The sequence below is a fragment of the Bradyrhizobium sp. 141 genome, from assembly GCF_023074055.1.
GTDB lineage: Bacteria > Pseudomonadota > Alphaproteobacteria > Rhizobiales > Xanthobacteraceae > Bradyrhizobium.
The window spans coordinates 1-21,468 of record NZ_JADPKR010000114.1 but is presented as its reverse complement, the minus strand read 5'-3'; the positions used below and the strand labels follow the sequence as shown (position 1 = coordinate 21,468).

The 21,468-nt window shown below is 63.4% G+C and carries 27 protein-coding genes; 11 read left to right on the top strand and 16 right to left on the bottom strand.

Translation table 11 applies throughout. From position 1 onward, the window contains the following. The first annotated feature begins 82 nt into the window (after positions 1–82). Positions 83–424, top strand: coding sequence for a phasin (locus IVA81_RS38025; RefSeq protein ID WP_247327818.1), 342 nt, complete (start codon positions 83–85; stop codon positions 422–424). 264 nt (positions 425–688) lie between these two features. Here the strand turns inward: IVA81_RS38025 and IVA81_RS38020 are convergent, their stop codons facing one another. From IVA81_RS38020 to IVA81_RS38010, 3 genes are all read right to left on the bottom strand, one after another. After that, a complete protein-coding gene (locus IVA81_RS38020; RefSeq protein WP_247327816.1) occupies positions 689–1,006 on the bottom strand; it encodes a c-type cytochrome in 318 nt (105 codons plus the stop codon). A gap of 268 nt (positions 1,007–1,274) precedes the next feature. Next, positions 1,275–2,105, bottom strand: a complete 831-nt coding sequence (locus tag IVA81_RS38015; protein ID WP_247327814.1) for an alpha/beta hydrolase — start codon at positions 2,103–2,105, stop codon at positions 1,275–1,277. Between the two features lie 144 nt (positions 2,106–2,249). After that, positions 2,250–4,046 carry a POTRA domain-containing protein gene (locus IVA81_RS38010; protein WP_247327813.1) on the bottom strand — a complete coding sequence of 599 codons (1,797 nt, stop codon included), beginning with the start codon at positions 4,044–4,046 and terminating at the stop codon, positions 2,250–2,252. Positions 4,047–4,176: 130 nt separating this feature from the next. On the opposite strand from IVA81_RS38010, the gene IVA81_RS38005 reads away from it, so the two are divergent. After that, positions 4,177–5,412 (top strand): FecR family protein, encoded by a 1,236-nt coding sequence (locus IVA81_RS38005; RefSeq protein WP_247327811.1) that lies wholly within the window; start codon positions 4,177–4,179, stop codon positions 5,410–5,412. Between the two features lie 61 nt (positions 5,413–5,473). Beyond that, on the top strand, positions 5,474–8,215 hold the full coding sequence (locus IVA81_RS38000; RefSeq protein WP_247327809.1) for an EAL domain-containing protein: 2,742 nt from the start codon (positions 5,474–5,476) through the stop codon (positions 8,213–8,215). A gap of 17 nt (positions 8,216–8,232) precedes the next feature. Here IVA81_RS38000 and IVA81_RS37995 read toward each other — a convergent pair whose 3' ends face one another. After that, entirely contained in the window at positions 8,233–8,493 is a 261-nt protein-coding gene (locus IVA81_RS37995) for a hypothetical protein (RefSeq protein ID WP_247327807.1), read from the bottom strand. 258 nt (positions 8,494–8,751) lie between these two features. Here IVA81_RS37995 and rocF point away from each other — a divergent pair, with 258 nt between their 5' ends. Beyond that, entirely contained in the window at positions 8,752–9,729 is a 978-nt protein-coding gene (gene rocF, locus IVA81_RS37990; protein WP_247327805.1) for an arginase, read from the top strand. Between the two features lie 175 nt (positions 9,730–9,904). Beyond that, entirely contained in the window at positions 9,905–10,189 is a 285-nt protein-coding gene (locus IVA81_RS37985) for a hypothetical protein (RefSeq protein ID WP_247327803.1), read from the top strand. Positions 10,190–10,194: 5 nt separating this feature from the next. On the opposite strand, the gene IVA81_RS37980 is transcribed toward IVA81_RS37985, so the two are convergent. From IVA81_RS37980 to IVA81_RS37965, 4 genes are all read right to left on the bottom strand, one after another. Next, positions 10,195–11,481: a divalent metal cation transporter gene (locus tag IVA81_RS37980; protein ID WP_247327801.1), complete on the bottom strand. Its 1,287-nt coding sequence runs from the start codon at positions 11,479–11,481 to the stop codon at positions 10,195–10,197. Positions 11,482–11,720: 239 nt separating this feature from the next. Beyond that, on the bottom strand, positions 11,721–11,906 hold the full coding sequence (locus IVA81_RS37975) for a hypothetical protein (protein WP_247327799.1): 186 nt from the start codon (positions 11,904–11,906) through the stop codon (positions 11,721–11,723). A gap of 222 nt (positions 11,907–12,128) precedes the next feature. After that, complete coding sequence (locus IVA81_RS37970; protein WP_247327798.1) at positions 12,129–12,755, bottom strand: hypothetical protein; 627 nt, start codon at positions 12,753–12,755, stop codon at positions 12,129–12,131. 12 nt (positions 12,756–12,767) lie between these two features. Then, the gene (locus IVA81_RS37965) at positions 12,768–13,088 is read right to left on the bottom strand and encodes a hypothetical protein (protein WP_247327797.1); all 321 of its coding nucleotides are present in this window, start codon (positions 13,086–13,088) and stop codon (positions 12,768–12,770) included. 392 nt (positions 13,089–13,480) lie between these two features. On the opposite strand from IVA81_RS37965, the gene IVA81_RS37960 reads away from it, so the two are divergent. Further along, on the top strand, positions 13,481–13,663 hold the full coding sequence (locus IVA81_RS37960) for a hypothetical protein (protein WP_247327795.1): 183 nt from the start codon (positions 13,481–13,483) through the stop codon (positions 13,661–13,663). A 615-nt stretch (positions 13,664–14,278) separates the two neighbouring features. Beyond that, on the top strand, positions 14,279–14,479 hold the full coding sequence (locus IVA81_RS37955; protein WP_247327781.1) for a hypothetical protein: 201 nt from the start codon (positions 14,279–14,281) through the stop codon (positions 14,477–14,479). A gap of 291 nt (positions 14,480–14,770) precedes the next feature. Here IVA81_RS37955 and IVA81_RS37950 read toward each other — a convergent pair whose 3' ends face one another. From IVA81_RS37950 to IVA81_RS37940, 3 genes are all read right to left on the bottom strand, one after another. Beyond that, the gene (locus tag IVA81_RS37950; protein ID WP_247327779.1) at positions 14,771–15,811 is read right to left on the bottom strand and encodes a glycosyltransferase family 4 protein; all 1,041 of its coding nucleotides are present in this window, start codon (positions 15,809–15,811) and stop codon (positions 14,771–14,773) included. A 132-nt stretch (positions 15,812–15,943) separates the two neighbouring features. Then, the gene (locus tag IVA81_RS37945) at positions 15,944–16,153 is read right to left on the bottom strand and encodes a hypothetical protein (RefSeq protein WP_247327776.1); all 210 of its coding nucleotides are present in this window, start codon (positions 16,151–16,153) and stop codon (positions 15,944–15,946) included. A gap of 175 nt (positions 16,154–16,328) precedes the next feature. After that, a complete protein-coding gene (locus IVA81_RS37940; protein ID WP_247327774.1) occupies positions 16,329–16,655 on the bottom strand; it encodes a nuclear transport factor 2 family protein in 327 nt (108 codons plus the stop codon). A gap of 360 nt (positions 16,656–17,015) precedes the next feature. Here IVA81_RS37940 and IVA81_RS37935 point away from each other — a divergent pair, with 360 nt between their 5' ends. After that, the gene (locus IVA81_RS37935) at positions 17,016–17,264 is read left to right on the top strand and encodes a hypothetical protein (RefSeq protein ID WP_212090665.1); all 249 of its coding nucleotides are present in this window, start codon (positions 17,016–17,018) and stop codon (positions 17,262–17,264) included. A 127-nt stretch (positions 17,265–17,391) separates the two neighbouring features. After that, complete coding sequence (locus tag IVA81_RS37930; protein ID WP_247327759.1) at positions 17,392–17,661, top strand: hypothetical protein; 270 nt, start codon at positions 17,392–17,394, stop codon at positions 17,659–17,661. Positions 17,662–17,670: 9 nt separating this feature from the next. On the opposite strand, the gene IVA81_RS37925 is transcribed toward IVA81_RS37930, so the two are convergent. Continuing rightward, a complete protein-coding gene (locus tag IVA81_RS37925; protein ID WP_247327756.1) occupies positions 17,671–17,898 on the bottom strand; it encodes a hypothetical protein in 228 nt (75 codons plus the stop codon). Further along, on the bottom strand, positions 17,895–18,095 hold the full coding sequence (locus tag IVA81_RS37920; protein WP_247327753.1) for a hypothetical protein: 201 nt from the start codon (positions 18,093–18,095) through the stop codon (positions 17,895–17,897). The genes IVA81_RS37925 and IVA81_RS37920 overlap by 4 nt, the downstream gene beginning before the upstream one ends. A gap of 384 nt (positions 18,096–18,479) precedes the next feature. Between IVA81_RS37920 and IVA81_RS40560 the strand changes: the two genes are divergently transcribed. Continuing rightward, entirely contained in the window at positions 18,480–18,602 is a 123-nt protein-coding gene (locus IVA81_RS40560; RefSeq protein ID WP_256469428.1) for a hypothetical protein, read from the top strand. 44 nt (positions 18,603–18,646) lie between these two features. Here IVA81_RS40560 and IVA81_RS37915 read toward each other — a convergent pair whose 3' ends face one another. The 3 genes from IVA81_RS37915 to ligD all read right to left on the bottom strand — a co-directional run bounded on the left by IVA81_RS37915 (position 18,647) and on the right by ligD (position 20,852). Beyond that, entirely contained in the window at positions 18,647–19,309 is a 663-nt protein-coding gene (locus tag IVA81_RS37915; protein ID WP_247327750.1) for an SOS response-associated peptidase, read from the bottom strand. A gap of 13 nt (positions 19,310–19,322) precedes the next feature. Further along, positions 19,323–19,736 (bottom strand): hypothetical protein, encoded by a 414-nt coding sequence (locus IVA81_RS37910; protein ID WP_247327746.1) that lies wholly within the window; start codon positions 19,734–19,736, stop codon positions 19,323–19,325. A 192-nt stretch (positions 19,737–19,928) separates the two neighbouring features. Beyond that, positions 19,929–20,852 carry a non-homologous end-joining DNA ligase gene (gene ligD / locus IVA81_RS37905; protein WP_247328584.1) on the bottom strand — a complete coding sequence of 308 codons (924 nt, stop codon included), beginning with the start codon at positions 20,850–20,852 and terminating at the stop codon, positions 19,929–19,931. A gap of 133 nt (positions 20,853–20,985) precedes the next feature. On the opposite strand from ligD, the gene IVA81_RS37900 reads away from it, so the two are divergent. Continuing rightward, positions 20,986–21,171 carry a DUF3606 domain-containing protein gene (locus IVA81_RS37900; protein ID WP_247327743.1) on the top strand — a complete coding sequence of 62 codons (186 nt, stop codon included), beginning with the start codon at positions 20,986–20,988 and terminating at the stop codon, positions 21,169–21,171. Positions 21,172–21,468: the final 297 nt, after the last annotated feature.

Sequence of the window (21,468 nt, the reverse complement as noted above, 5' to 3'; positions counted from 1 at the left end):
GGCGACGTTTCCCCCGAGGCTGGCGCTGGAAGGCGATCCGCCAAGTGTGGTATTCAGTTGGGAAAACGGGAGGAGTGCGACCATGATCGAACCGAAGCTCGAAGTTCCGGCCGAACTGCGCGACTTGGCCGAGCAGACGATTGACCAGGCGGAAAAAGCATTCGGCATGTTTTTCGAAGCCGCCACCAAATCGATGTCATCCGTTCCAGGCGCGGGGACGGAGGTGTCGAAGCAGGCACTGGTTTTCACCGAGCAGAACATGAAGTCGGCCTTCGAGCACGCACGCAAGCTGGTTCATGCCACCGACCTCCAGGAAGCGATGCGAATCCAGTCCGATTTCCTGCGCAGCCAGTTCACCAGCGCCGGAGATCACATGCGCCAGATGACCGGCAGTCTCATGCAGCCGGGCAAAGGCAAGTCCTGATTCTCGGCGTCTGGACAGCGTGCCCACAAATTGAACTTGCATGGTGTGGCGATCCGCACTTCGATGCTGGCGCGGATCCATGCCGGGCCACCGAATGACCTCATTCGCCGTCTGGCATCCCTTCTGCTGATCCCTGTCGGTCCGCCGGCAGGGATTTGCATTTTGTGGCAGATGTGGTGCTCGGCGCGCCGCCAAAGCGCGATGAGAGTGGGATAGATCGTCATCGCGCTTTGCGCTGACACGCCCTTCGGGGCGGATCATGCGCTAACGCAGCGATGCGATGTAGGCCGCGATGTCGCCGGCTTCGGTCCGGCTCAAGGGGAAATTCGGCATCTTCGGGTGCGGATCGAGCAGGAAGAAGGCGAGCCTCTCCGGATTGAAGTCCTGCCTGCCCGCAACGGAGGCAAAGGAGGGGACGTCGGCACTCGCCTGGGTCTGGCCGTCCGCGACGACATGGCAGCTGGCGCACCAGCGCTTGGCAAGGTCGGCACCGTGATTGGCATCGGCGGCGAGCGCGGACGACGTGCCGACGCTCGAGGTTACGGCAAGCAGCAGGCAGATTCGTCTCAAATGCTGGTGCATAGGGTAACCTTCATGCATTCGTTCGCGCCGCCATGCTTATCCGCAGCACGATCCCGGAAATTGCGAGAGATCAATGCGCGCGATGATCGATCGCAGCAGCTTGCGGACCGAACGATAGAAATGCCGTACGGGTGCCGGCATCCTCGCGGCGGGCAGACCTTTCGCATCAAGACTTTCGATATACTGCGACACGTGTCTCTCCGGGGCCATACGGCTCTTCTATCCCGCCGCCCCGGAGCCGCCTTGATCTGCCGCAAAGCATTCCTGGCTAATAGTCGCCCGGATTCATGATCATCGGGCTCTTCGTGTCAGCCGGCGCGAGCGCGCTGCTGGCGCTGTCACGCAGGAAGCGGTCGAGCGTTTCCTGGATCTTCTCCTTGACCGAGTTGGGGCCGCGATCGCTCATCTCCGTGTGCTGGGCGCCGGTGTGGACGATGTCGATACCACGCGCCTTGGCCTCTTCCGGCGTCGGCAGCACGCCGGGATCGGTCACGAAATGCGGATCTTTCGATCTGAACGACAGGATCTTCATGCCGTCGCTGAGCACGAAAGGCACCCGCAGATTGTCGAGGGTAATCACCTTCGACACCAACTCCGGGTGCTGGTGGGCGACGTACATCGAGACATCGCCGCCGTTGGAATGGCCAACAAGGGTGATGTGGTCGTAGTCGACGTTCTCCTGCCGCCTCTTCAGTTCGCCCAACACGAAAAGAATGTTGGCCTCACAGCGGATATAGACGTCACGCCGGCCGACATATTGCTGACCGACACGGGTCATCAACGGCGGATCGCTCGGCAGGTCCTGCTGGATGCTGACAACCAGATAGCCGCGCGCGGCGAGCACGTTGGCGAGGAACGAATATTCGGTGGCCTTGACGGTGTTGCCGTTGCTGATGATGGCAACGGGAAGCTTCCAGAGGCCGAGATTGGCCTTGGTCTCGTAGTCACGCCGCACGGCCACCTCGACGGCGATCGGCCGCTGACGCGAGGCGTCGAACAGCGCCACAGCCTCATGGCGGATCGCGAACCGGCTGACGAGGAAATACTCCCCGACGCCGAGGACGCAGAGAAACGCCAGGATTGCAAACACCCTCTTCATGGTTTCGTCTCAAATCACGTTCGGCTGAACATGGCCATTGGGAACTCCCGGATCGAGCGATCGTGAGCAGGTTACGGGATTAAATTTAGGCAAGTCTGTGGGCAAGGCCGCAAAAGGGCCGCATCCGGGGGACACGGCGGGCGGCTAGAGACAGCCGGTTTTGCCGCGTTCAGGGCAGAGCCGGAAGGCGCTCGACAGCGTGAACAGGAAACGGGGTTTGCGGCGCTCGTTCTCCGGTGCCCGGTAGCTCAAGGGCACCGCCACGCCGAGATCAGCCTGGAGATCGTCTGGCAGGAAGAATCGCACACCGGCTCCGGCCGATGTGAGCGACAGGCCCTCGCTCAGGCGGTAACCGTCGTTCCAGACGGCGCCGGCGTCGCCAAAGGCGTAGAGCTCATAGCCGGTCCAGTAACGGAAATTGAGCTTCTGGTCGAAGCGCAGTTCGAGCGAGCCGGCAAGGCCGTTGTCGCCGCTGATCTCGGCTGCGCCGTAGCCCCGGCCGAAGGCTGCCCCGCCGAGATAGAACTGCTGCGAGGTGAACAGCGGCCGCGACGCTGTCTGGCTCGCCGCGGAGAGCTTGAGCGACCAGGCATCGTTGAGTGTCTGGTAGCGTGTGAACCAGAGGTTCAGCACCGAGAAGTTCGACGAGGCGCCGTCGCGCGACAACAGAGCGTCGTCGAAATGCGAAGCGCCGAAGACGTCGAGGCCCTGGCGGTAGGTCAGCGTCGCGAAATTGGTGCCGCCGAAGTGATCCTGCAGCCTGTAGTCGGCGGTCAGGCTCGCTGTCCTGATGTGGTCGTTGTACCAGGGGCCGTACAGGTCGTGCTCAGACACATTGCTGAAGCTCGTTGCCGCAGTCAGGGTGAGCGTGGAGAATTGCGATTGCAGCGGAACGACGCTGGCGCGCAGCTCGAAGGCCTCGGTCGTCGTGATGTCGCCGTCGAGGCGGCGGGCATCGCCCGGCCGGACCGCGCTGTAGAGGACGGAGGCACCGAGGCGGATGCCGTCGACGCCGACGGGCGCGTCATAGGACAGCCGCGCAAAGCCGAGCTGGCGCGGATCGTTCGCAATGGTCGACAGGTTGACTGCCAGCGTATCGCCGGCCGTGAGGTAGGAGTTAAACGCGCCGGTGGCATAGGTCTGCCAGGGGCCGACCGAGGATGATCCGAGATTGTCCAGGCCGAACGAGGAGAAGACGTGCCAGGTCTTCAAATAGATTGTGAGACGGAAGCGGCCGGATGCGCCGCCGATCTCCTCGAGCGCGCTATCCGCGATCCGAACGCCCGGCCTGCCATTGATGAGGAAGAGCTGGCGTTCGAGCGTCGGCAGGCGCGACGGCTGTTCGGCCAGAACCGGCCCGAGCATCGGCTTGACGCCGAATTGCTCGGCACCGCCGCCTTTCAGCTCGACCTGCACGATGGCGCCTTCGATCACCTGGATCCGGACCCGGCCGTCCGCAATGTCTTGCGGCGGCACGATGGCCCGACTCAGATGGAAGCCGTCGGCGCGGTAGAGATCGCTGATCGCACCTGCGATGCCGGCGAGATCCGCCTGCGAGACCTTCTTGCCGAGATACGGCTGATAGACCGCGGCAATGCGATCGGGGGGGACGGCGTGGGCGCCGCTGACGTTGACGCCGCGCAGCACAAATTGCGGCTTGGTATCGCCGCCGGTGTTGGGCTGGCCGACCGTCGGCAGCCTGACCGGCGGGCGGTTCAGTGTTTCCCGTTCGGTTTGGTTTTCAAAGTATTTCTCGGGCTGGCGCGGATCGAAACCCGGCTGGCTCGCCTGTTGTGCGAACGCCTGGGAAACTCCCGCAAAAATCGGTACCAGTAGCACCAGCGCGGTAAGGAGATGCTGCCTCTCAACGCACGCAGCGAGTCTTCCCCCGTAGTTTGACGGAGAAACTGCCGCGGGGCGGTAAGAGTTCGTTAGCCGCATGATTTTTCATAGTTTTTTATGGTCAATGATTGGTTAAGGCGGCCACTTGGCTGACCGTTACCCGCTAATTCTCTCTTGAGTGATTTCGGATACCCCCCAGGCCTGGCTGTAACGCGGACTGAGGAACGTCATGCTCGGCAGAATTGGAATTCGGTGCGCCTTCGTGGCGGCACTGATCCTGGGAATGGCTTCCGGTGCATCCGCCGCGGAGGATGGTGTCTGGTCGGTCAGCAAGGCCACCGGTGAGGTATGGATCGCGACCGACGGGGCGCAACAGGTCTCACTGAATCAGGAAGAGACGCTCAAGCCTGGCAATACCATCCGCACCGGACGCAATGGCCGGGTGCTGCTCGTCCGCGGCGAGGAAACGATTCTGATCCGTCCCAACTCCGTGGTCGGCTTGCCGGCCGAGAAGAAGGACGGGCTCTCGACCACCATTATCCGGCAGGCGGGTTCGATCCTGCTCGAAGTCGAGAAGCGCAACGTCAAGCATTTCGAGGTCGAGACGCCCTATCTCGCCGCCGTGGTCAAGGGAACGCAGTTCAGCGTCACGGTGGGGGCGGGCAGCACCAAGGTCGGCGTGCTCCGCGGCCAAGTCGAGGTCTCCGACTTCAGGACGGGACAGATTGCCCAGGTTATGCCGGGACAGGCGGCCACCGTCTTTGAGCACGGCAAGCCCGGTCTCAGCCTGAGCGGTGCAGGGACGTTCAATCCGATCGAGCATGGCAAGCCGCGCGCTCCCGCGATCGAGCGTGTGCCAGTACCGAAATCAGGCCTGTCGGTGCCGCGCAACGCCGCGAACGGACATGCGATCCACGCGCTCGGTCCGATCGACAAGGGGACCAAGGCGGCGGGCGCGCCGAAGCCGTCTCATCAGGCGGCAGGAGGTCATGCATCCAGGGCCGGTGTGGTGCACATCTCGAGCTCGCTCGGCGAAGTCAAGCTGAACTTCCACCAGGTGACACGCGGGCTCGCCCACGGCGCCGTTGCTCCCGGCCAGGTGCGCAACGCGAACGTCAACGCCGGTACTGAGACGGTCTGGAGCGATGGCAAGTCCAGCACGACAGCGCCCAACAGCTCCGTCCAGACTGCCGTGACGACAAGCAGTGCGTCGTCGGCCGGCAACTTGTCGAGCGCAGGCGCGGCAATAGCCGCCGCGGCTGCGGGCGCTTCCAGCGACAGCCCTGGAGCCAGCAACGGAAACTCCGGTGGCAACGGCAACAACGGAAACGGTAACAACGGCAATAACGGAAACCACGGCAACCATGGTGCTACTGGCAACGGCAGGGGCAACAACGGCGACGGTAACGGGAATGGCGGCGGCAATGGCAGCAATGGCCATGGCTACGGCCACAACCGACACTGAAGCGGTTTCCTAGGGGATGAGTGGGGCGCACCTGCAGGAGCGGGTGCGGGGGAGGATCGGAGTGAAACGCTATCGGCCGCATATTCTCGTCGTGATCGCGCTTGCGATCGTGCTGTCCACGGGATGGCATGGTGCGCTTCGCAACGCGCTCACCGATCTGCGGTTCGCCTGGCAATCGCGCGACGCCAGCGGCAATGTCGTCGTGGTGGCGATCGACGCACCGTCCATCGATCAGATCGGGGTGTGGCCCTGGCCGCGCCGGCTGCACGCGGAGCTGTTGCACAGGCTCGAGGCCGCGGGAGCGAGGGACATCGCCTTCGATGTCGATTTCAGCACGCCGTCGGATCCGGCGTCCGACGAGGCCTTCGTCAAGGCCCTTCGCGAGGTCGGGGGCTCGACGATCCTGCCGTCCTTCAAGCAGCCGACGCCGAATGGCGGCGCGGCGCACGTCAATCGCCCCCTGAAGCCGTTCGGCAACCAGTCCTGGCCGGCCGTCGTGAATGTCGCAGTCGAATCCGACGGACTCGTTCGCCGCTATCCGTTCGGAGAACGGCTTGGCGATGCGTTGATGCCGTCGATGGCCGTCGTGCTGGCTGGGCAGGACGTCAATCGGCGGCCGCCCTTTCTGATCGATTTCAGTATTCGCGCAACCTCCATTCCGAGCGTCTCCTATATCGACGTGCTGCGCGGCGATACCGCGACTCTCGACAAGTTGAGAGACAAGAAGATCATCGTCGGCGCCACGGCGCTCGAGCTTGGTGACCGGTTCAGCGTTCCCAACGGCAGGATCGTCTCGGGGCCGGTCCTCCAGGCGCTGGCTGCCGAATCGGTCCTTCAGGGCCGGATGCTGCGCTGGACGTCCGATATCGGCATGATCCTGGGCCTGGGTTTGATCTGCCTGCTGATGATGTATTCGTGGCGCCGCATTGCGCCAGGAATTCGCGTCACTGTCCTCATCGCCTCCGGGGCGGCCGTCGAACTGGTCGCAGCCCTCGTGCAGGCAAGATGGCCCCTCGTCATCGACACATCGCTATTCCACATCGCGATCATCGCCTATCTGACTGCGATTGCGCTGGACGAGATCGATTTCCGTAGTCTTTTGGGACGCATCGCCGAGAGCCGCTTCCATCGCATTGCGATGTCGCTTGGCGACGGTCTCGTCTGCACCGACGAGGATCACCGGATCACGGTTTGGAATCCGGGGGCGAGTGCGATCTTCGGCTTCGCGCCGGCCGAGATGATCGGCCGCCCGTTCGAAACGCTGTGCGCTGTTCCGGTGGACGTCGGGGCGAGGCCGTCCATGCACGATGCCGCGCGCCAGGCACTCCTGGTTCCGGGCGGGGCGGTCGTCGTCGAGTTCGAGGGCCGGCGCAAGAATGGCGAAACCTTCCCCGTCGAGGCAAGCTTCTCGGGCTGGCAGGGAACGGATGGCTTTCAGTACGGCGCGATCCTTCGCGACATCTCGGTGCGCAAACGCGAGGTCGAACGCGTCAAATATCTTGCCGAACACGACGCGCTGACCGGTCTTGCCAATCGCAACACGCTGCATGCCGGGCTCGCCGGCATGATTGCGGATGTGAGGCGGCGGCCTCGCGAGGTCGGGTTGCTCGTAATCGGGCTCGACGGCTTCCAGCAAATCAACAACATGCTTGGGCATTCAGCCGGTGACCGCGTGCTGCGCGCCGTCGCTGAGCGTCTCCGGATCGAGGCCGATGGCAAGGCGGTTGTGGCCCGCCTCAGCGGCGACGAATTCGCCATCGCGCTTGATTGTGCAGAGGCCGGCGAACCGATCGTGGCGTTCGCCGAGCGGATCGCGCAGGCGTTCGAAGCGCCGCTTGCAACGGGCACGCGGCAGCACCGCGTCAGGATCAGCATCGGAGTTGCCGTCTATCCAGAAGGCGGACATAACGCTGACGATCTCCTGAGCAACGGCCATCTCGCGCTGAGCCGTGCCAAGGCGACACGGCGGGGCGGCCACGTGCTCTTCGAGGCTGCGATCAGGCAGGAGCTGGAGAACCGGCTGACGCTGGAGAGCGAGTTGGCGCTTGCCGCAGATCGCGGCGAGTTCGAGCTGTTTTACCAGCCCCAGGTTCGTCTGATCGACGGCAGCCTTGTCGGGGCCGAAGCGCTCATCCGTTGGCGACATCCCGTGCGCGGCTACGTCTCGCCTGCGGAGTTCATGCCGGTGGTCAACACTTCGGCCCTGTCCGAGCGGATCGCGAACTGGGTGATGGAGACCGCCTGCCGTCAGGCGCGTACCTGGGAGGTGTCGGGCAACGGCGTGCGCGTCGCGATCAACCTCTCGCCCTCGCAGCTTCAGTCCGGCGATCTCGCGCATGCGGTTGCGGCGCTTCTCGATGCGACGGAGCTCTCGCCCTCGCTGCTTGAGATCGAGGTCACCGAAGACATCCTGCTCCATGACGAAATTCGCGTGCTCGACATGTTCAAGCGGATCCAGCAGCTGGGTGTCCGCGTCCTGTTCGATGATTTCGGCACGGGCTATGCAAGCCTGAGCTACCTCAAGAAGTTTCCGCTCGACGGTCTCAAGATCGACCGGTCGTTCGTGTTCGGCCTACTCGCGAATTCCGACGATGCCGCGATCGTCGGCTCGACCATCGGCCTCAGCAAGCAGCTTGGCCTCACGGTCGTGGCTGAAGGCATTGAGAACCGCGCAACCGCCGACTTCCTGGTCAGCATGGGATGCGAGGAAGGGCAGGGATATTTCTTCGGCCGTCCGATGCCCGCCGAGGCATTCGAAAAGCAATTCCTGGCGGCTGAGCTCGTCGCGGTCAGCGCTGCCTGAGCAGGGTCGCCGCGTTTCTATCGTCGCCGCGCGACCGCGACGCCAAAGAGGAAGGCGACGAACAGGCTGGAAAGCGGCGCTTCGCGCGTGATCGCGGCAACCGTCGCGAGGGCTCCGCCGGGCTTGCGCGATTCCTCGATTGTAGAGGTCAGACGGTCGACTGCTGCGTGCAGGCCACCGGCGACTTCACCGATCGTGCGGGAGACATCGGCTGCCGCATCGAGGGCACGCTCGGCCACGCCGGGTTGGGAGGGGGATTGCGGTAAGTCCGTGCTCAAGTGCGCGACCTCCAAGCCTGATGGCGGAGGCCGGCACCTTTGGCTATCCGCGCGAGCGCTCGTTTAGAACAGCGGGTCTGACGACCTTTGGCTATCCGCGACAGGCGCCGTGATTGACGGCGGGTGCCGGCCTTGGATGGGCAATTCAGCGCACGGGATTTTGTTCCGAGGTGATCCGCCGACAGCGGAGGTACCCGGGAAACGACGGGTGCGAATCTCTGTTAGGCTTGCTCAACCTTGTTGACGCAGGAGGCAGCCGTGACCGATCAGGCCATGACGGATCGAACCCGGCGCATCGCCTTGCTCGGTGCTCCCATCGACATGGGGGCCTCGCAGCGCGGCACCTTGATGGGTCCTGCGGCGCTGCGCACTGCGGGCCTTGCGACACTGCTGGAAAGCCTGGATTTCGAGGTCGTCGACTACGGCGATCTTTCCGCAAGCGAGATCCGGGACCTCCCCGACAGGCCGCCGGAAAGAGCCAATCACTACCGCGAGATCCAGCGCTGGACGCGCGTTCTGAGCCAACGAGGCCATGAGATCGCGAAAACCGGCGCGCTGCCGATCTTCCTCGGCGGCGATCACACGCTGTCCATGGGATCGGTCAATGCCATGGCGCGCCATTGGCAGGAGCGTGGACGGGAACTGTTCGTGCTGTGGCTCGATGCCCATGCCGACTACAACACGCCGGAGACGACGATCACCGCGAACATGCACGGCATGTCGGCCGCGTTCTTGTGCGGCGAGCCCGGCCTCGACGGCCTGCTCGGCGACGAGCCGCGCGCTTCGATCGGCCCTGACAGGCTCGATCTGTTCGGCGCGCGTTCGATCGACAAGCTCGAAAAGGAGCTGATGCGCGCACGTCGGATCAGGGTCGTCGACATGCGCCAGATCGACGAGTTCGGCGTCGCCGTGTTGATCCGGCGGGTCATCGAGCGGGTCAAGGCGAGCAACGGCGTGCTGCATGTCAGCTTCGACGTCGATTTCCTCGACCCCTGCGTGGCGCCGGGCGTCGGCACCACGGTGCCGGGTGGCGCGACCTACCGTGAGGCGCACCTGATCATGGAGCTGTTGCACGATTCCGGCGCAGTCGGATCGGTCGACATCGTCGAACTCAATCCCTTCCTGGACGAACGCGGTCGGACGGCGCGGACTGCTGTTGAGTTGATCGGCAGCCTGTTCGGCCAGCAGATCACCGACCGGCCGACGCCGAGCAACGCGATCGCTCCGGGCGAGTGAATCGGCCGACGGCGCTTGTGCGCTGCAAGGGCGACGGCCGGAAAGGCTGTTCCTTGGCGCGGGCGCTTCTGCTGCCGCAGAAGCGCCACGCTGGCCTGGAACTGCTGGAGGGATGCGGGGAACCGGGAGGGGCGCCTCTGAATTAACCTCCGATAGGACAATAACGGATGCTTCGATGACAAGTGGTCGTTTCGCGAGCTCTATTTCCACAGCCCTCCGCCATCCCGGCGTGATCGCGCTCATCGTGGCTGGTGTGACGATTGCAGCAATGCTGATCGTCGACCACGGCCCTTGGAATCGCGCCAAGACCCAGCCGGCGCATGTTGCGATGTATGCGACCACTGGAGAAGCGGCACGGGCCGCTGGCGCCGCGGTGCTCCCGACCAGACCGAAGTCGCCGATCGAGCCGGCGCGGCCTGGGCCCAAGACGTCGCCGACCGTCAATCCCGTAACGCCGTAGCTTGTTCAGCCCATCACCGACGAGCCGAGCAAGGCGAGGACGGCCAGCGCCATCAGCGCGGTGCCGAGCCAGCCGAGCGCGATCAGCCATGACCGGGCCCTGAAGCGGCCCATGATCGCGCGACTCGAGACGATCAGCATCATCATTGCCATGATGGGGACGGCGACGATGCCGTTGAGCACCGCGCTCCAGACCAGCATGTGGATCGAGTCTATTCCGGTGAAGCCGAGGCCGAAGCCGATGATGGTGGCCGCTGCGATGATGGTGTAGAAGCCGACCGCCTCGTCGGGCTTGGCCTCCAGCGTGGCGCGCCAGCCGAAGATCTCCGCGACGCCATAAGCGGCCGAGCCCGCCAGCACCGGGATCGCGAGCAGCCCCGTGCCGATGATGCCGATCGCGAACAGCGCGAAGGTGAAGTCCCCGGCGAGCGGCCGCAGCGCTTCGGCCGCCTCTGTCGCCGAGTTGATCCTGGTGACGCCGTTGGCGTGCAGCACCGACGCGGTGGTGAGAATGATGAAGAAGGCGATGCCGTTGGAGAGCAGCATGCCCGAGATGGTGTCGGTCTTGATGCGGTCGAGTTCGTGGGTGCCGCCGCGCTTGAGCTCGCGCAGCGGCTTGTCGCGTTCGCCCTGGTTCATCTCCTCGATCTCCTGCGAGGCCTGCCAGAAGAACAAATACGGGCTGATCGTGGTGCCGAGCACGGCCACCACCATCAAGAGATAGTCAGCGCTGACATTGGCCTTGGGCCAGACCGCGGCGAGCAGCGCCGTGCTCCACGGGATCTTGACCGTGAAGGCGGTCGCGACATAGGCGAACAGCGCCAAGGTGAGGAATTTCAGCACCGGCGAATAGCGGCGATAGGGCAGGAACACCTGCAGCAAGGTCGAGCCCGCCGCGAAGATCAAGGCGTGCTCGTGGTTGAGCCCGCCGATGACGAGCGAGAGCGCCTCGGCCATCGCGGCGATGTCGGCGGCGATGTTGAATGTGTTCGCGGCAACGAGCATGGCGACGAGGCTGAGCACCGCCCAGCGCGGCGCGACCTGCATGACGTTGGCGGCGAGCCCCTTGCCGGTGACGCGGCCGATCTGCGCGCTGACGAGCTGGATGGCGATCATGAACGGCGTGGTCAGAAACACCGTCCAGAGCAGCCCATAGCCGAATTGCGCGCCGGCCTGCGAATAGGTGGCGATGCCCGACGGATCGTCGTCGGCAGCTCCCGTGATCAGGCCCGGCCCCAGCCGTTGCAGCAGCGTCGGCGAGGATTTCGTCGGGGTGACGGCGCTGTCGCTCATGGAAGGGAAGACCTCGATCGGGGGCGGTGTTCTCACTAGCAAATGCTAATGAGAGAACGAATGTTCCTACCATGCCGGAGATCGTAGTTTCGGATAAGTCTAATTCGGCTTGACCTGTCGGGCAAAACACCTGTAGAGTGCCATCATCGCAAGAATTCTCGAACACCTCCGGTCGCCCGGCGCGGGCCTCGCGTCCAGGCGCGGTCTTGAGCGAGCGATGGAAGTCTGGTGCCGCCGCGCTACTTGACGCTGACGAACATGCCCCAGGCGGCGGCCAGCGCCGCGCCGGAAAAGACGATCAGCGGGTTGTCGCAGAACCGGCTGCCATAGGTGCACATGGTGACGCCGAGCGAGCCGATCTCGTGATGGCTCGCGGAATAGAACAGTCCCGACAGCACCAGCAATGCAGCGGCGACGTAATACATGGGCGATCTCTCCGAAGCTCTCCCGATTGCGTCCGCGCAAGGAGAGCAGGCGACATGCTTCAGCATGGCGCGAAGAGCTTTCATTCCGCCGAATCCGATGCGGCGGATTTGGCTAAATTCGGAGCTAAATGCCTGTTTTTCCCGGTGCGGCCAGGCGTATCGCGCTCACGTCAAAAAAGGCCCCGCACCCGCGGGGCCTTTTCTTGTCATGTCTGACCGGAGCTATCGCCGCGTGCCCGCGCCGTAGAGCTCGCGCTCGCGGCCGATGTCCTCCGGAGACAGCGGCGGGCTTGCGGCATCGAAGTCGGTCCAGCCGGCCTTCTGCCAGGCCGCGCTGCGATCCCCAAGGTTCACGGATCTCTCGTGGAGCAGGGCATCGAGCCGCGCGCGGTCCTGGTCGGGCACCCTCGCGGACACCAGCGTGCCGCCGCGGCGAACGCCCTCGGCATAGCGCGATGCATCTTCCTTGGAGACGCCGGCCTGCGTCAGGGCGCCGACGATGCCGCCCGTGGCCGCACCGGCGGCTGCGCCGGCTGCGGTCGAGGCCAGCCATCCTGCGGCCACGACCGGCCCGAGGCCGGGGATGGCGAGCAGGCCGAGACCGGCGAGAAGGCCTGCCGCGCCGCCGAGGCCGGCGCCGATGCCGGCACCCGTGCCGGCGCCTTCGGCACGATCGTCGGTGCCGTCGCGGTCACGATCGACCTTGCCGCGCGAGGAGCCGTACCAATTGTCCGAATTATTGGCGACGATGCTGATGTCGGCGTGCGGTACGCCGGCCCCCTCGAGCCGCGTCACCGCGCGCTCGGCGTCGGAATAATTGTCGTAGAGGCGGGAGATGGTGATGGTCATGTCTGGGAGTCCTTACTTGGTGGGGTTCACGTTGCCCTGGAAGTCCAGGCTGACGTCGGTCTTGGTGCCGGCCTTGTCGGCCTTGCCGCGCCAGACGCCCTGGTCATCCTTCTGCAGGCCGGAGACGTTGGAATATCCGGCGCCCTCGATCCGCGACTTCGCCTGTCCCTCGGTGAAGCTGTTGCGGCCCTCGACCGGCTTGTTCGAGTTGTTCTGGTCCGAGCTGTTGACGGCGTTGTTGCCCGGTCCGCTTTGCGCAGGCTGCGACTGGGCGCCCGCCGGCACCGAGGCGAGCAGCAACAAGGTTGCGGCGAGTAGAGTTAGACGTGTCATGTTGTTGTCTCCTGCAAGTGATTGTGCCGGCGACAACAAGCGAGATTCGAATTGGTTGCTCGGGTTCGAAGCTGCCGAGTGCCGCAGCACGGCCAAGCTTCGATCGGGCTCGCGCAAGTGAGGGCGCGAGGAACGATTGCCACGATATCCCGTTTGCCCGCTTCGCCTTCACCTTGCATCGAGCTCGGCCTGCCGTTTGCGTCTACAGGCTGAGTGCGGCATGGGTCGAAAGCGAAATCCATCAAAGCCCGGCTGACGAAGCAAATGGGTTTCGCAAATGCTCAATCCATCCTACGCGCTGAGTCCAATCTGCTACTTTAGTAGTTTGCTGGAACACTTGGACTGAAGGTCCATTGATCGGCATGAACGGACCAATTCAGGGGATTGGCGTCATGGGTATCGAGCGTATGCACCCGCCAAAGTACTGGCGCCTGCGAGCGGAGGAGTTTCGCACCAAGGCCGACAATTGCGAGCATCACCAGACGAAGGAAAGCTTGCGCAAGGTCGCCAAGACCTATGATGAGCTGGCCCGTCGCGCCGAACACATCCGCACCGTGCAGGACGCAGCGGAGTAAAGTCCGCCTCAGCCTGGTTGAGCTGGATCAAACCTCTCGGTCTGCCCGGGAAGATCGTTAGGCTATGCCGGCTCCTGACAAACGGACTGAGGCTAGCGAAACCAAGTCGTCGCGCTTGGAGGAGGCTCGCCGGGTCATCGAGGAGTACGCGGCCGATCTTCGGGAGATCATCAAGCAGCTACGGCGCAAGATGAATTAAGGCCGCCTCAGTGGCGGCCTCTTGCTTTTCAGGACGGCTCCTCTTGGCCCCTTAGCTGACCCGCGCTAGAGCGCACCGGCCATGTCCGGTCCCGAAGACAGACCGGAGCACACGTCCCAGCTCGTAGCTCGTAACGAAAGCGAACCCATCAATCCGTCCGGCGACGAGGCAGCGCCGCAATCTGAAAATTAGGACAGGAACATTCCTGCAATTGCCGAGTTTTCCCGGTGCCCTTCCCCAAGGGCAAACCCCGATAGGCCCCAGCTCTAATGCCCGCCAATATCCCACGAGCTGGGGCCATTTTTCTAACAGCGGCCCGGAGCTGAGTTGTGAATCCGGGAGCGTCCTGGTTTTGCGACCGGAAGTGAACTTACTTTTGCGGTTTGGAATCGTAGTCAGCAGTTGAGGAGCGCGCCATGGGAGAGCGCCGCAGAATCGTGCAGACCCGCTCGCTTGAAGAACGAATGGCCGAGCAGGCCAATATACTCAAAGAACGGGCGAGCCATTTACCGGCTGGTGCGGAACGTGAGGTCTTACTCAAGCGAGCCAGGATCGTCGAGACCGGCTCACATCTCAGCGACTGGCTGACCTCGCCCGGACTGCAGCCGCCCAAATAAGCCTTCGGAACGACTCTTCACTTTGGTACGCTCGGGAGCATCGACACGTGGTGATTCGATGCTCCAAATGATTTTGATAATGTGCGGGGTCGGGACTGCACTGGTCGGCATCTTAATCAGCGTATTCGAGTGGCGCGCGTTGGTGGGCTACCGGCGCCTGAAGAGGCGCCGCACGCGCCCTAGCTCGTAGGATGGGTCGAGCGAACGTAGAAACCCATCGATCCGTCCGCCGACGACAAGGCATGCCGGGTTTCGCGAGGGCGCAACCCATCCTACGCGTACTGAATATGCTTACGCATGGCGCCATCCTCGATCGACCAGTTTGCGGTACCGGTCCTCGTACTGCCTCGCCATCCGGCTCGCGGCGAAACGCTCCTCGAAACGGGCGCGGATCCTGCTTCGGTCCAGTCGACCTACTTCCTTGACCGCTTCGATCGCCTGCTCCCGGCCGTCCACGATGAAGCCGGTGACGCCGTCTTCCACGACTTCCGGTACCGATCCAGAGCGGTAGGCGATCACGGGCGTGCCGCACGCCATCGCCTCGATCATGACGAGGCCGAAAGGCTCCGGCCAGTCGATCGGAAACAGCAGGGCGGCGGCACCGGCGAGGAACGGCTGCTTGCGGGCTTCGTCCACCTCGCCGACGAGTTTGATCTCTTCGCCGTCGATCTCGGGTTCGAGCTTCTTCTTGAAGTAGGCGGTCTCCGCGCGGGGTATCTTGGCCGCGATTTGCAGCGGCATCCCGACGGCGCGTGCGATGCGTATGGCATCTTCCGGCCCCTTCTCCGCCGTGAGCCGCCCGAGAAAAGCCAAATACGAACCACCCGCGACGGATGGTCGAAACAGGTCCTTGGGCAATCCGTGCGGAATCGTCGCGATCCAGTTTGCGTCCGGAAGCGCACGGCGCTGGTTGTCGGATATTGAGACGAAGGGAGCGTCCGGGAAAGCTCCGATCACGCTGGAAAGCCCCGGAAGGTCGAGCCGGCCGTGCATTGTCGTTAGAAACGGCACTCCGGTCCGACTCAGGACCGGCAGGGCCAACCAGTCGACATGGCAGTGGATCACGTCGAAGTCGCGTGCGCGCTCGGCGATGGCCTCGATCAGCAACGCGCAGGCGGCGTTCGGATCGACGCCCCTCCGCCCCAGCCGGAGGGCGCGGGGCCACACCGCCTGGAGGTTTCCTTTGGTTTTCGAGTCCCCGGTCGCGAACAGGGTGACCTCATGTCCGAGCGCGACCATTTCGTCCACAAGCCAGGCAATCACCCGCTCCGTGCCGCCGTAAAGCTTCGGAGGAACGCTCTCGGCCAACGGGGCAAGCTGGGCGATCCGCATCGCACTAGTTCCCCAACGCGATGCGCAAGCCGATCACGATGATCGCGGAGAGGAGAAACGAAATCGCGAGCAGCGTCCAACTCGGCCTCGTGCTTGCGCGGGCTACGCGCTCGACGAGCATTTTCATGGTCGTCAACATTCGTCTCGGGGAAGCCGATGCAGGTACGCCATCCCGAAGCTGGCGAGTTCTTCGGTATCGCTCGTGCGCTCTTCCCATCTCCTGTGCAGGTGGCGTTCGAGCAGGCAGCGCCGGCTGTCCTGTGCATCGACGTCAGCATGCCGCGCGCGGTACACCGTCCATGCGATCTCCGTGGCGTTCTTCAAGACGGCTTCGTCGACCATGCTCACTCTCCGGGACCGAAAACCAGTCCCTGCCAACTCAAGGCTTTCCGGAAAGTTTCCAGTTCTTCCCGGTACTAGACGAAGAGGGAAGATCGAGACTTCTGCAACGGCCCTTAGCTGAACGCTCAGGCGAAGCGGCCACGGCCTGTCGCGAAGACAAAGCTGAGCACACGCCCTAGTTTTGCGGACCGCAGACGTGCGAGGCGATCTTTCCGAAGGCATTGAAGGTCAGGCTCGCGGTGACGATGCCGCCGCGCGCGACATACGAGACCACCGCCGTCTCTCCTGACGGCTGCAGATCGTCGAGGCCGGACGCGGGATATCTGGCGAGGCGGTCGAGCCAATAGGCGCGTCGGCCGTCCTTGCCCGAGCTCGTCTTCATGCCGCCGCAGCCGCAATGGATCACGGCCTCGTCCGCATACATTGCGAGAACTGAATCGATATCACCGGCGCGGTAGGCATCAAACCAATCGGCCGCAGCGGCCATCGGGTCAAAGGACATTGGTCCTGCCTACATGCCGTTTCGTCGGCCTAGGGTTTAGGAGCGAGGTGATGAATGCGACGTGAAGGTCTTTGCGCCTGGCCGTTCAGGTTTCCCGGGACGTGAACACGGGCTTGCCGCGTTCCCCAACCGGCGAGCGGGCATTGCAGCCCGACGAAACACGCCCGAAACAGTGCTGAAACCCGATTGCCCTGAACTCCGCGAGCCCGGGCCTCGACCAACCAAGCGAAAAGGAGATCATCATGATCCAGATCGGTTCGAAGGAAGAAGTCGCGTTTCTGCTGGCGCTGTTCGGCACCCATACCCAGCCGGTGAAGCGGCCGAAGCCGACATCGCAGCAACGGTGAGAGGCTTAAAGCCATGCCCGGTTTGGCCGAATGCCAGAGCCTGTTGCGGCTCCTGATCGCCCGGGGCGATCCCAAGGCCATCCCGCTCGCCAAGGGCGCGATCGACCAGTTCCTGAACACGGCGCCACTCAGCGCCCGCGGCCGCGGCCTGCGCGTGCTCCAGCGCGACGCACTGGACCAGCATGATGTGGCGGTCGGCGTGCAGCGCTCGTTCGCCGAGACGGTGGACGCCTATATCGAGCGCAAGCTTGCTGAGGAGTAGGCTGCGCAATCCGGGGCCGAAGCGGGCCGGAGTTGCGTTCCCGGAACCCGTTGGATTCCGGGAGATTTTTTCAGCCCCGCTGGAAACCTTTATCCGCCCCGCGCCTAATAGGGCAAAGGATACGGACATGCCACGATATTACTTCGACCTTCGCGACGACACGGGGATTGCGCTGGACGAGGAGGGGCTGGAATTGTCCAGCCCGCGCGCGGTTCAGGCCGAGGCCGCGAAATCGATTGCCGACATGGCGCGCGACGCCGTCCTTTCCGCGTCGCCCGCCGGCGGCAGGCAAGAGATGGCGATCGACGTTCGCGACGCCAACGGACCAATCATGCAGGTGAAGTTCTACTTCGAGATCGAAAGTCTCACATCGCGATCGCACGCACGCGATCATTGACGCGCGCGATCATTGACGAGTCAGTGTCGGCCGGGATCGCGCGGGCGGCGGCGGCCGAGATTGCTCCGAATCCAGCACGGCGATCTTGCGGCCGAGCTGCCACACCTCCACCTTGCCGTGCCGCGTGAACTGCTGCGCAAAGGTGAGGGCGGACTCGTCGGACGGGGCCTCGAATGCCTCGGCGGAGCGGAAGACGCCGTTCTCGCCGACGAGATAGGCGCGATATTGCTGGCTCATGTCGGCGCCCTCAGTCCGGGCGAGCGCAGCCAGGCATCGATCTGCATGGCCGCCTCGTCCTGCCGCGCCCGGCGCAGCAGCATCTCGCGGCGGCGCCCCGGCGAAAGCCGGCGCGCTTCCTCGCGACAGCGTATGGCTTCGTCGGCGAGTCTCTCGTTGAGTGTCGTGGTCTGTTTGAAACGACGCCGCTTCAGCATGGCGTGCTCCCTCGTTGGAGGAGGCGGGAGCGCAACTGGCGTTCTCATCACCGATCGATACCAAGAGCCTTGCGATGATGCATGAAAGCTAGGCCTGCCGTGGCGGCGAGTCTGTATCTTTTGATACGTTTGCCGGAAGAATCTTCGTTGGTGTGCGGCACAAGTTGAGCGGTTTGAGCCGCTTACTCATGGCGCGCGCAGGTTGATGAACATTTCCCTGTGGAACCGAGGCGACCTGTGGTAGTTTACCATTATCACCGGCCGAGGCTCTGTCCGTAGGCGTCGGTGGCTGAGAGACCATTGTGCTCCCGCCTGCCAAGCCAGGGGAGCACACCGATGCCGGTGTATCGGCCGACGCCTGTCGACCATGATCAGACAGAATACATGCGCCAACTCGTTCGCGAAGCCCGCGAGCTTTTGAAGCAGCCGCCACCCGATACATTCCTGGGACGCAAGACGATGGAGCCGCCTCCGATGGAGGAGGAGCCGGGCGTCGACGTGGGCTGACGATCAGCCCGAAGGAGCTTCGCACTGCAGCGCAGCGCGAGCAGCTAAGAAGCCACGTCTTCTTTGTTGGCGCCACGCGCGACAATTTGAAGCTCGTTATCTGACAATGGTCGCTGCAGCGCCTTCGCTTCGTCCCAAGGCGCGCGCATCCACACGTCCCATTCTTCGGCCGTAGTTAGAAGCACAGGCATAGCCTTGGGATGAATCGGTTCGACAATCGCATTCGGCGCGGTGGTGAGAAAACCGTAAACCTGGTGCGGCCCCGGAATGGGCTTCGACTTCGTCCCACGATCGCCCTTGAACGTCGTCCAGATGCCGGCGAATGCGAACAGCGGCCGCTCTTCGGTCAGCGCGAACCAAACGATGTCCTTCTTTTTCGTCTCCGGGTTCGGCTCCGGTGCGTATTCGGCAAAGCTGTTGACGGGCACGAGGCAGCGGTGCTCCGGCTTGAGCCAGCCACGCCAGTGCGGCGACGAGGTGTTGCGAATATTTGTCACAGGCGGGCCGCCAGTGCGGAGTGGTGGCGGCATGCCCCAGCGCATCATCACCAGCTCGCGCTCGCCGCCGTCCGCATCGCGGATGACAGGTGCGGGGAAATCCGGAAACACGCCGGGCATCGGCGGCAAGTTGCCTTCGTAGCGGCGCACGACGCGGAAGAGTTCGGCGATGGCGGCCTGATTGGTCGTGATCGAATAGAGATTGCACATCGGAAGAAATATCCTAGCGCTCGCCGGGCCACCAATATGAAGCCGGATGTTCAGCGGAAATCTTCGTCGGTCTCAGCGCCACCAATTCGCTGCGTTTGTACGCGTAACCACGCACTTGCGAACAATCCTTGCAGCGCATGTAGCGTTCTAGTTCATGTACGGGCGTTGTCTTGGCCCGTCGAATGATGTCGAGTGCCACGGTCTGATTGGTGTCGCATCCAAGGCATCGTACCTCAAGGTACAAGAAGCCGGCGTTGATGGCATCACCAATCGTCGGCGATGGCTGGGCGGGGCCTTTGTAACCAAGCATACGATAATTCCACGCCTCGCAAGCCAACTTGTCGGCCTCCTTGCGAGCCTCCCTGGCACGCTCGGCTGACATCTTGATCTGAGTGCCATACAGGTATTGGCGCGACTTCGTGGACATCGGATCATCAAGGGCATGAGCCAACAGAGTTGGCAAATTGTCGATTCCTAGTAGGCCGGTCGTGCGGTCAGCTACTGCTTGTCGTGGGTGTGGAAAACGGACGGCATCAGATGCTCAAGCGCGCGGTCCGAAAGCCGGCCTGTCCGGATAGTTTTCACACACCCATCTGCCGCAGCGCGCGCAAAAGTGCATCTAAAGGTCCTCTCTCAAGCCTTTGAAGAATGGATGCCGCACCTTTCCCTCCGCAGACTTGGCGCGGTACTCGATCTCCGCGAGCAACTTGGGCTCGACCCAGAGGCCCTTATGCGCAATGCGCTTGGCATAGGGCTGCGTCCTTCGCCGCAGCGGCTCCAGGCGCTTCCGCAGTTCGGCCGCTGATGTCTTGTCGAACCCATGGTCTACCTTGCCGGCATAGATCAGATCATCGCCTTTGCGGCGGCCGAGATACACGCCGTCCCACTTGCCCTGGTCGAGAGCGAAGCCGGCGATGGTGAGGGTCTCTCGTTGCGCGCAGGTTGTCTTGACCCAGCTATTGCCCCGGCCGCTGTTATAGGCGCTGTCGCGAACCTTGGAGACGACACCCTCAAGCCCGACCTTGCAGGCATGCGCGAACATCTCGCGGCCATCCATCTCGAAGCTTTCGCTGAACTGCACGTCGGTGCCGGAAATGACCTTCTTCAGCTCGGCCTTGCGCTGAAGCAGCGGCAGGCCGCGAATGTCCCGGCCGTTGAGATACAGCAGGTCGAACGCCACCAGCACGATCTTGGACGACTTGCCCTTCAGCTCGTTCTGCAGCACCGAGAAGTCAGTCGTGCCGTCGGCGGCCGGGACGACAACCTCGCCATCGATGATCGCCGAGCCCGCCTTGATGTGCCATGCGTCCTCGGCGACTTTCTTGAAGCGCTTGGTCCAGTCGTGGCCGCGCCGGGTGTAGATGGTGACGGCGTCATTGGCGAAGTGCACTTGAACGCGATAGCCGTCGAACTTGATCTCGTGAATCCACCTCTCCCCGGACGGCACCCGCTCGACGGAGGATGCCAAGGCCGGGTCGATGAAGCCCGGCAAAGGCGCCTTGACGCCGATCGCCGGGGACTTCCGCTGACGCTGAAACGCCACCAAACAACTCCACGCAACAAACTCTTTGATTCGAATCTTTCTGCGCGGATTCGTTCCGGCCCTGCCGCGTAGGTGGAGTGGAAAAGGAACCAACTGAATCGCCATGCGTTTTTGCAGCGCATGGAGGTGCAGTATGGCTAAGGCAAAGAAGCAGACCGCTCGCGGTCGGAAGCAAGACCGCGCACGCGTGGCGGGCGGACAGAAATACGAGGTTAGCTACGAGGCAAAGAAGACGAGGCGCTCGGCCTCCGCCGTGAAGAAGGCGGTCAAGAAGGTCGGCAGCAGCCGCAAGAAGGTGGAGCGCAAGCTGGGGCGCTGATGCCGCTTCCTCAGGCAGAGCAGGACGCTGAGCGTTCCTCTAGCGGAAACCGCAGTTTCCCGGACTCCACATTCTACGCCATCTAGGTAGAACTGCGCAGGCCGGGGCTGGCATTTGATCCCAACAACTATTTCAACCGGCAAGGGGCTATCGCGAGATAGCCCCTTTCTCATGCCCTGTGCGCTTTTTGCCCTCGCAAGAATCTCATCAACTCGGGAACTGCGGCTGGCGCGACGGATTTGGTTTGGTGCTGGCTCGCTGCCGAGCTGGCGGAGCGGCCCCGGCCATACCCCCCCC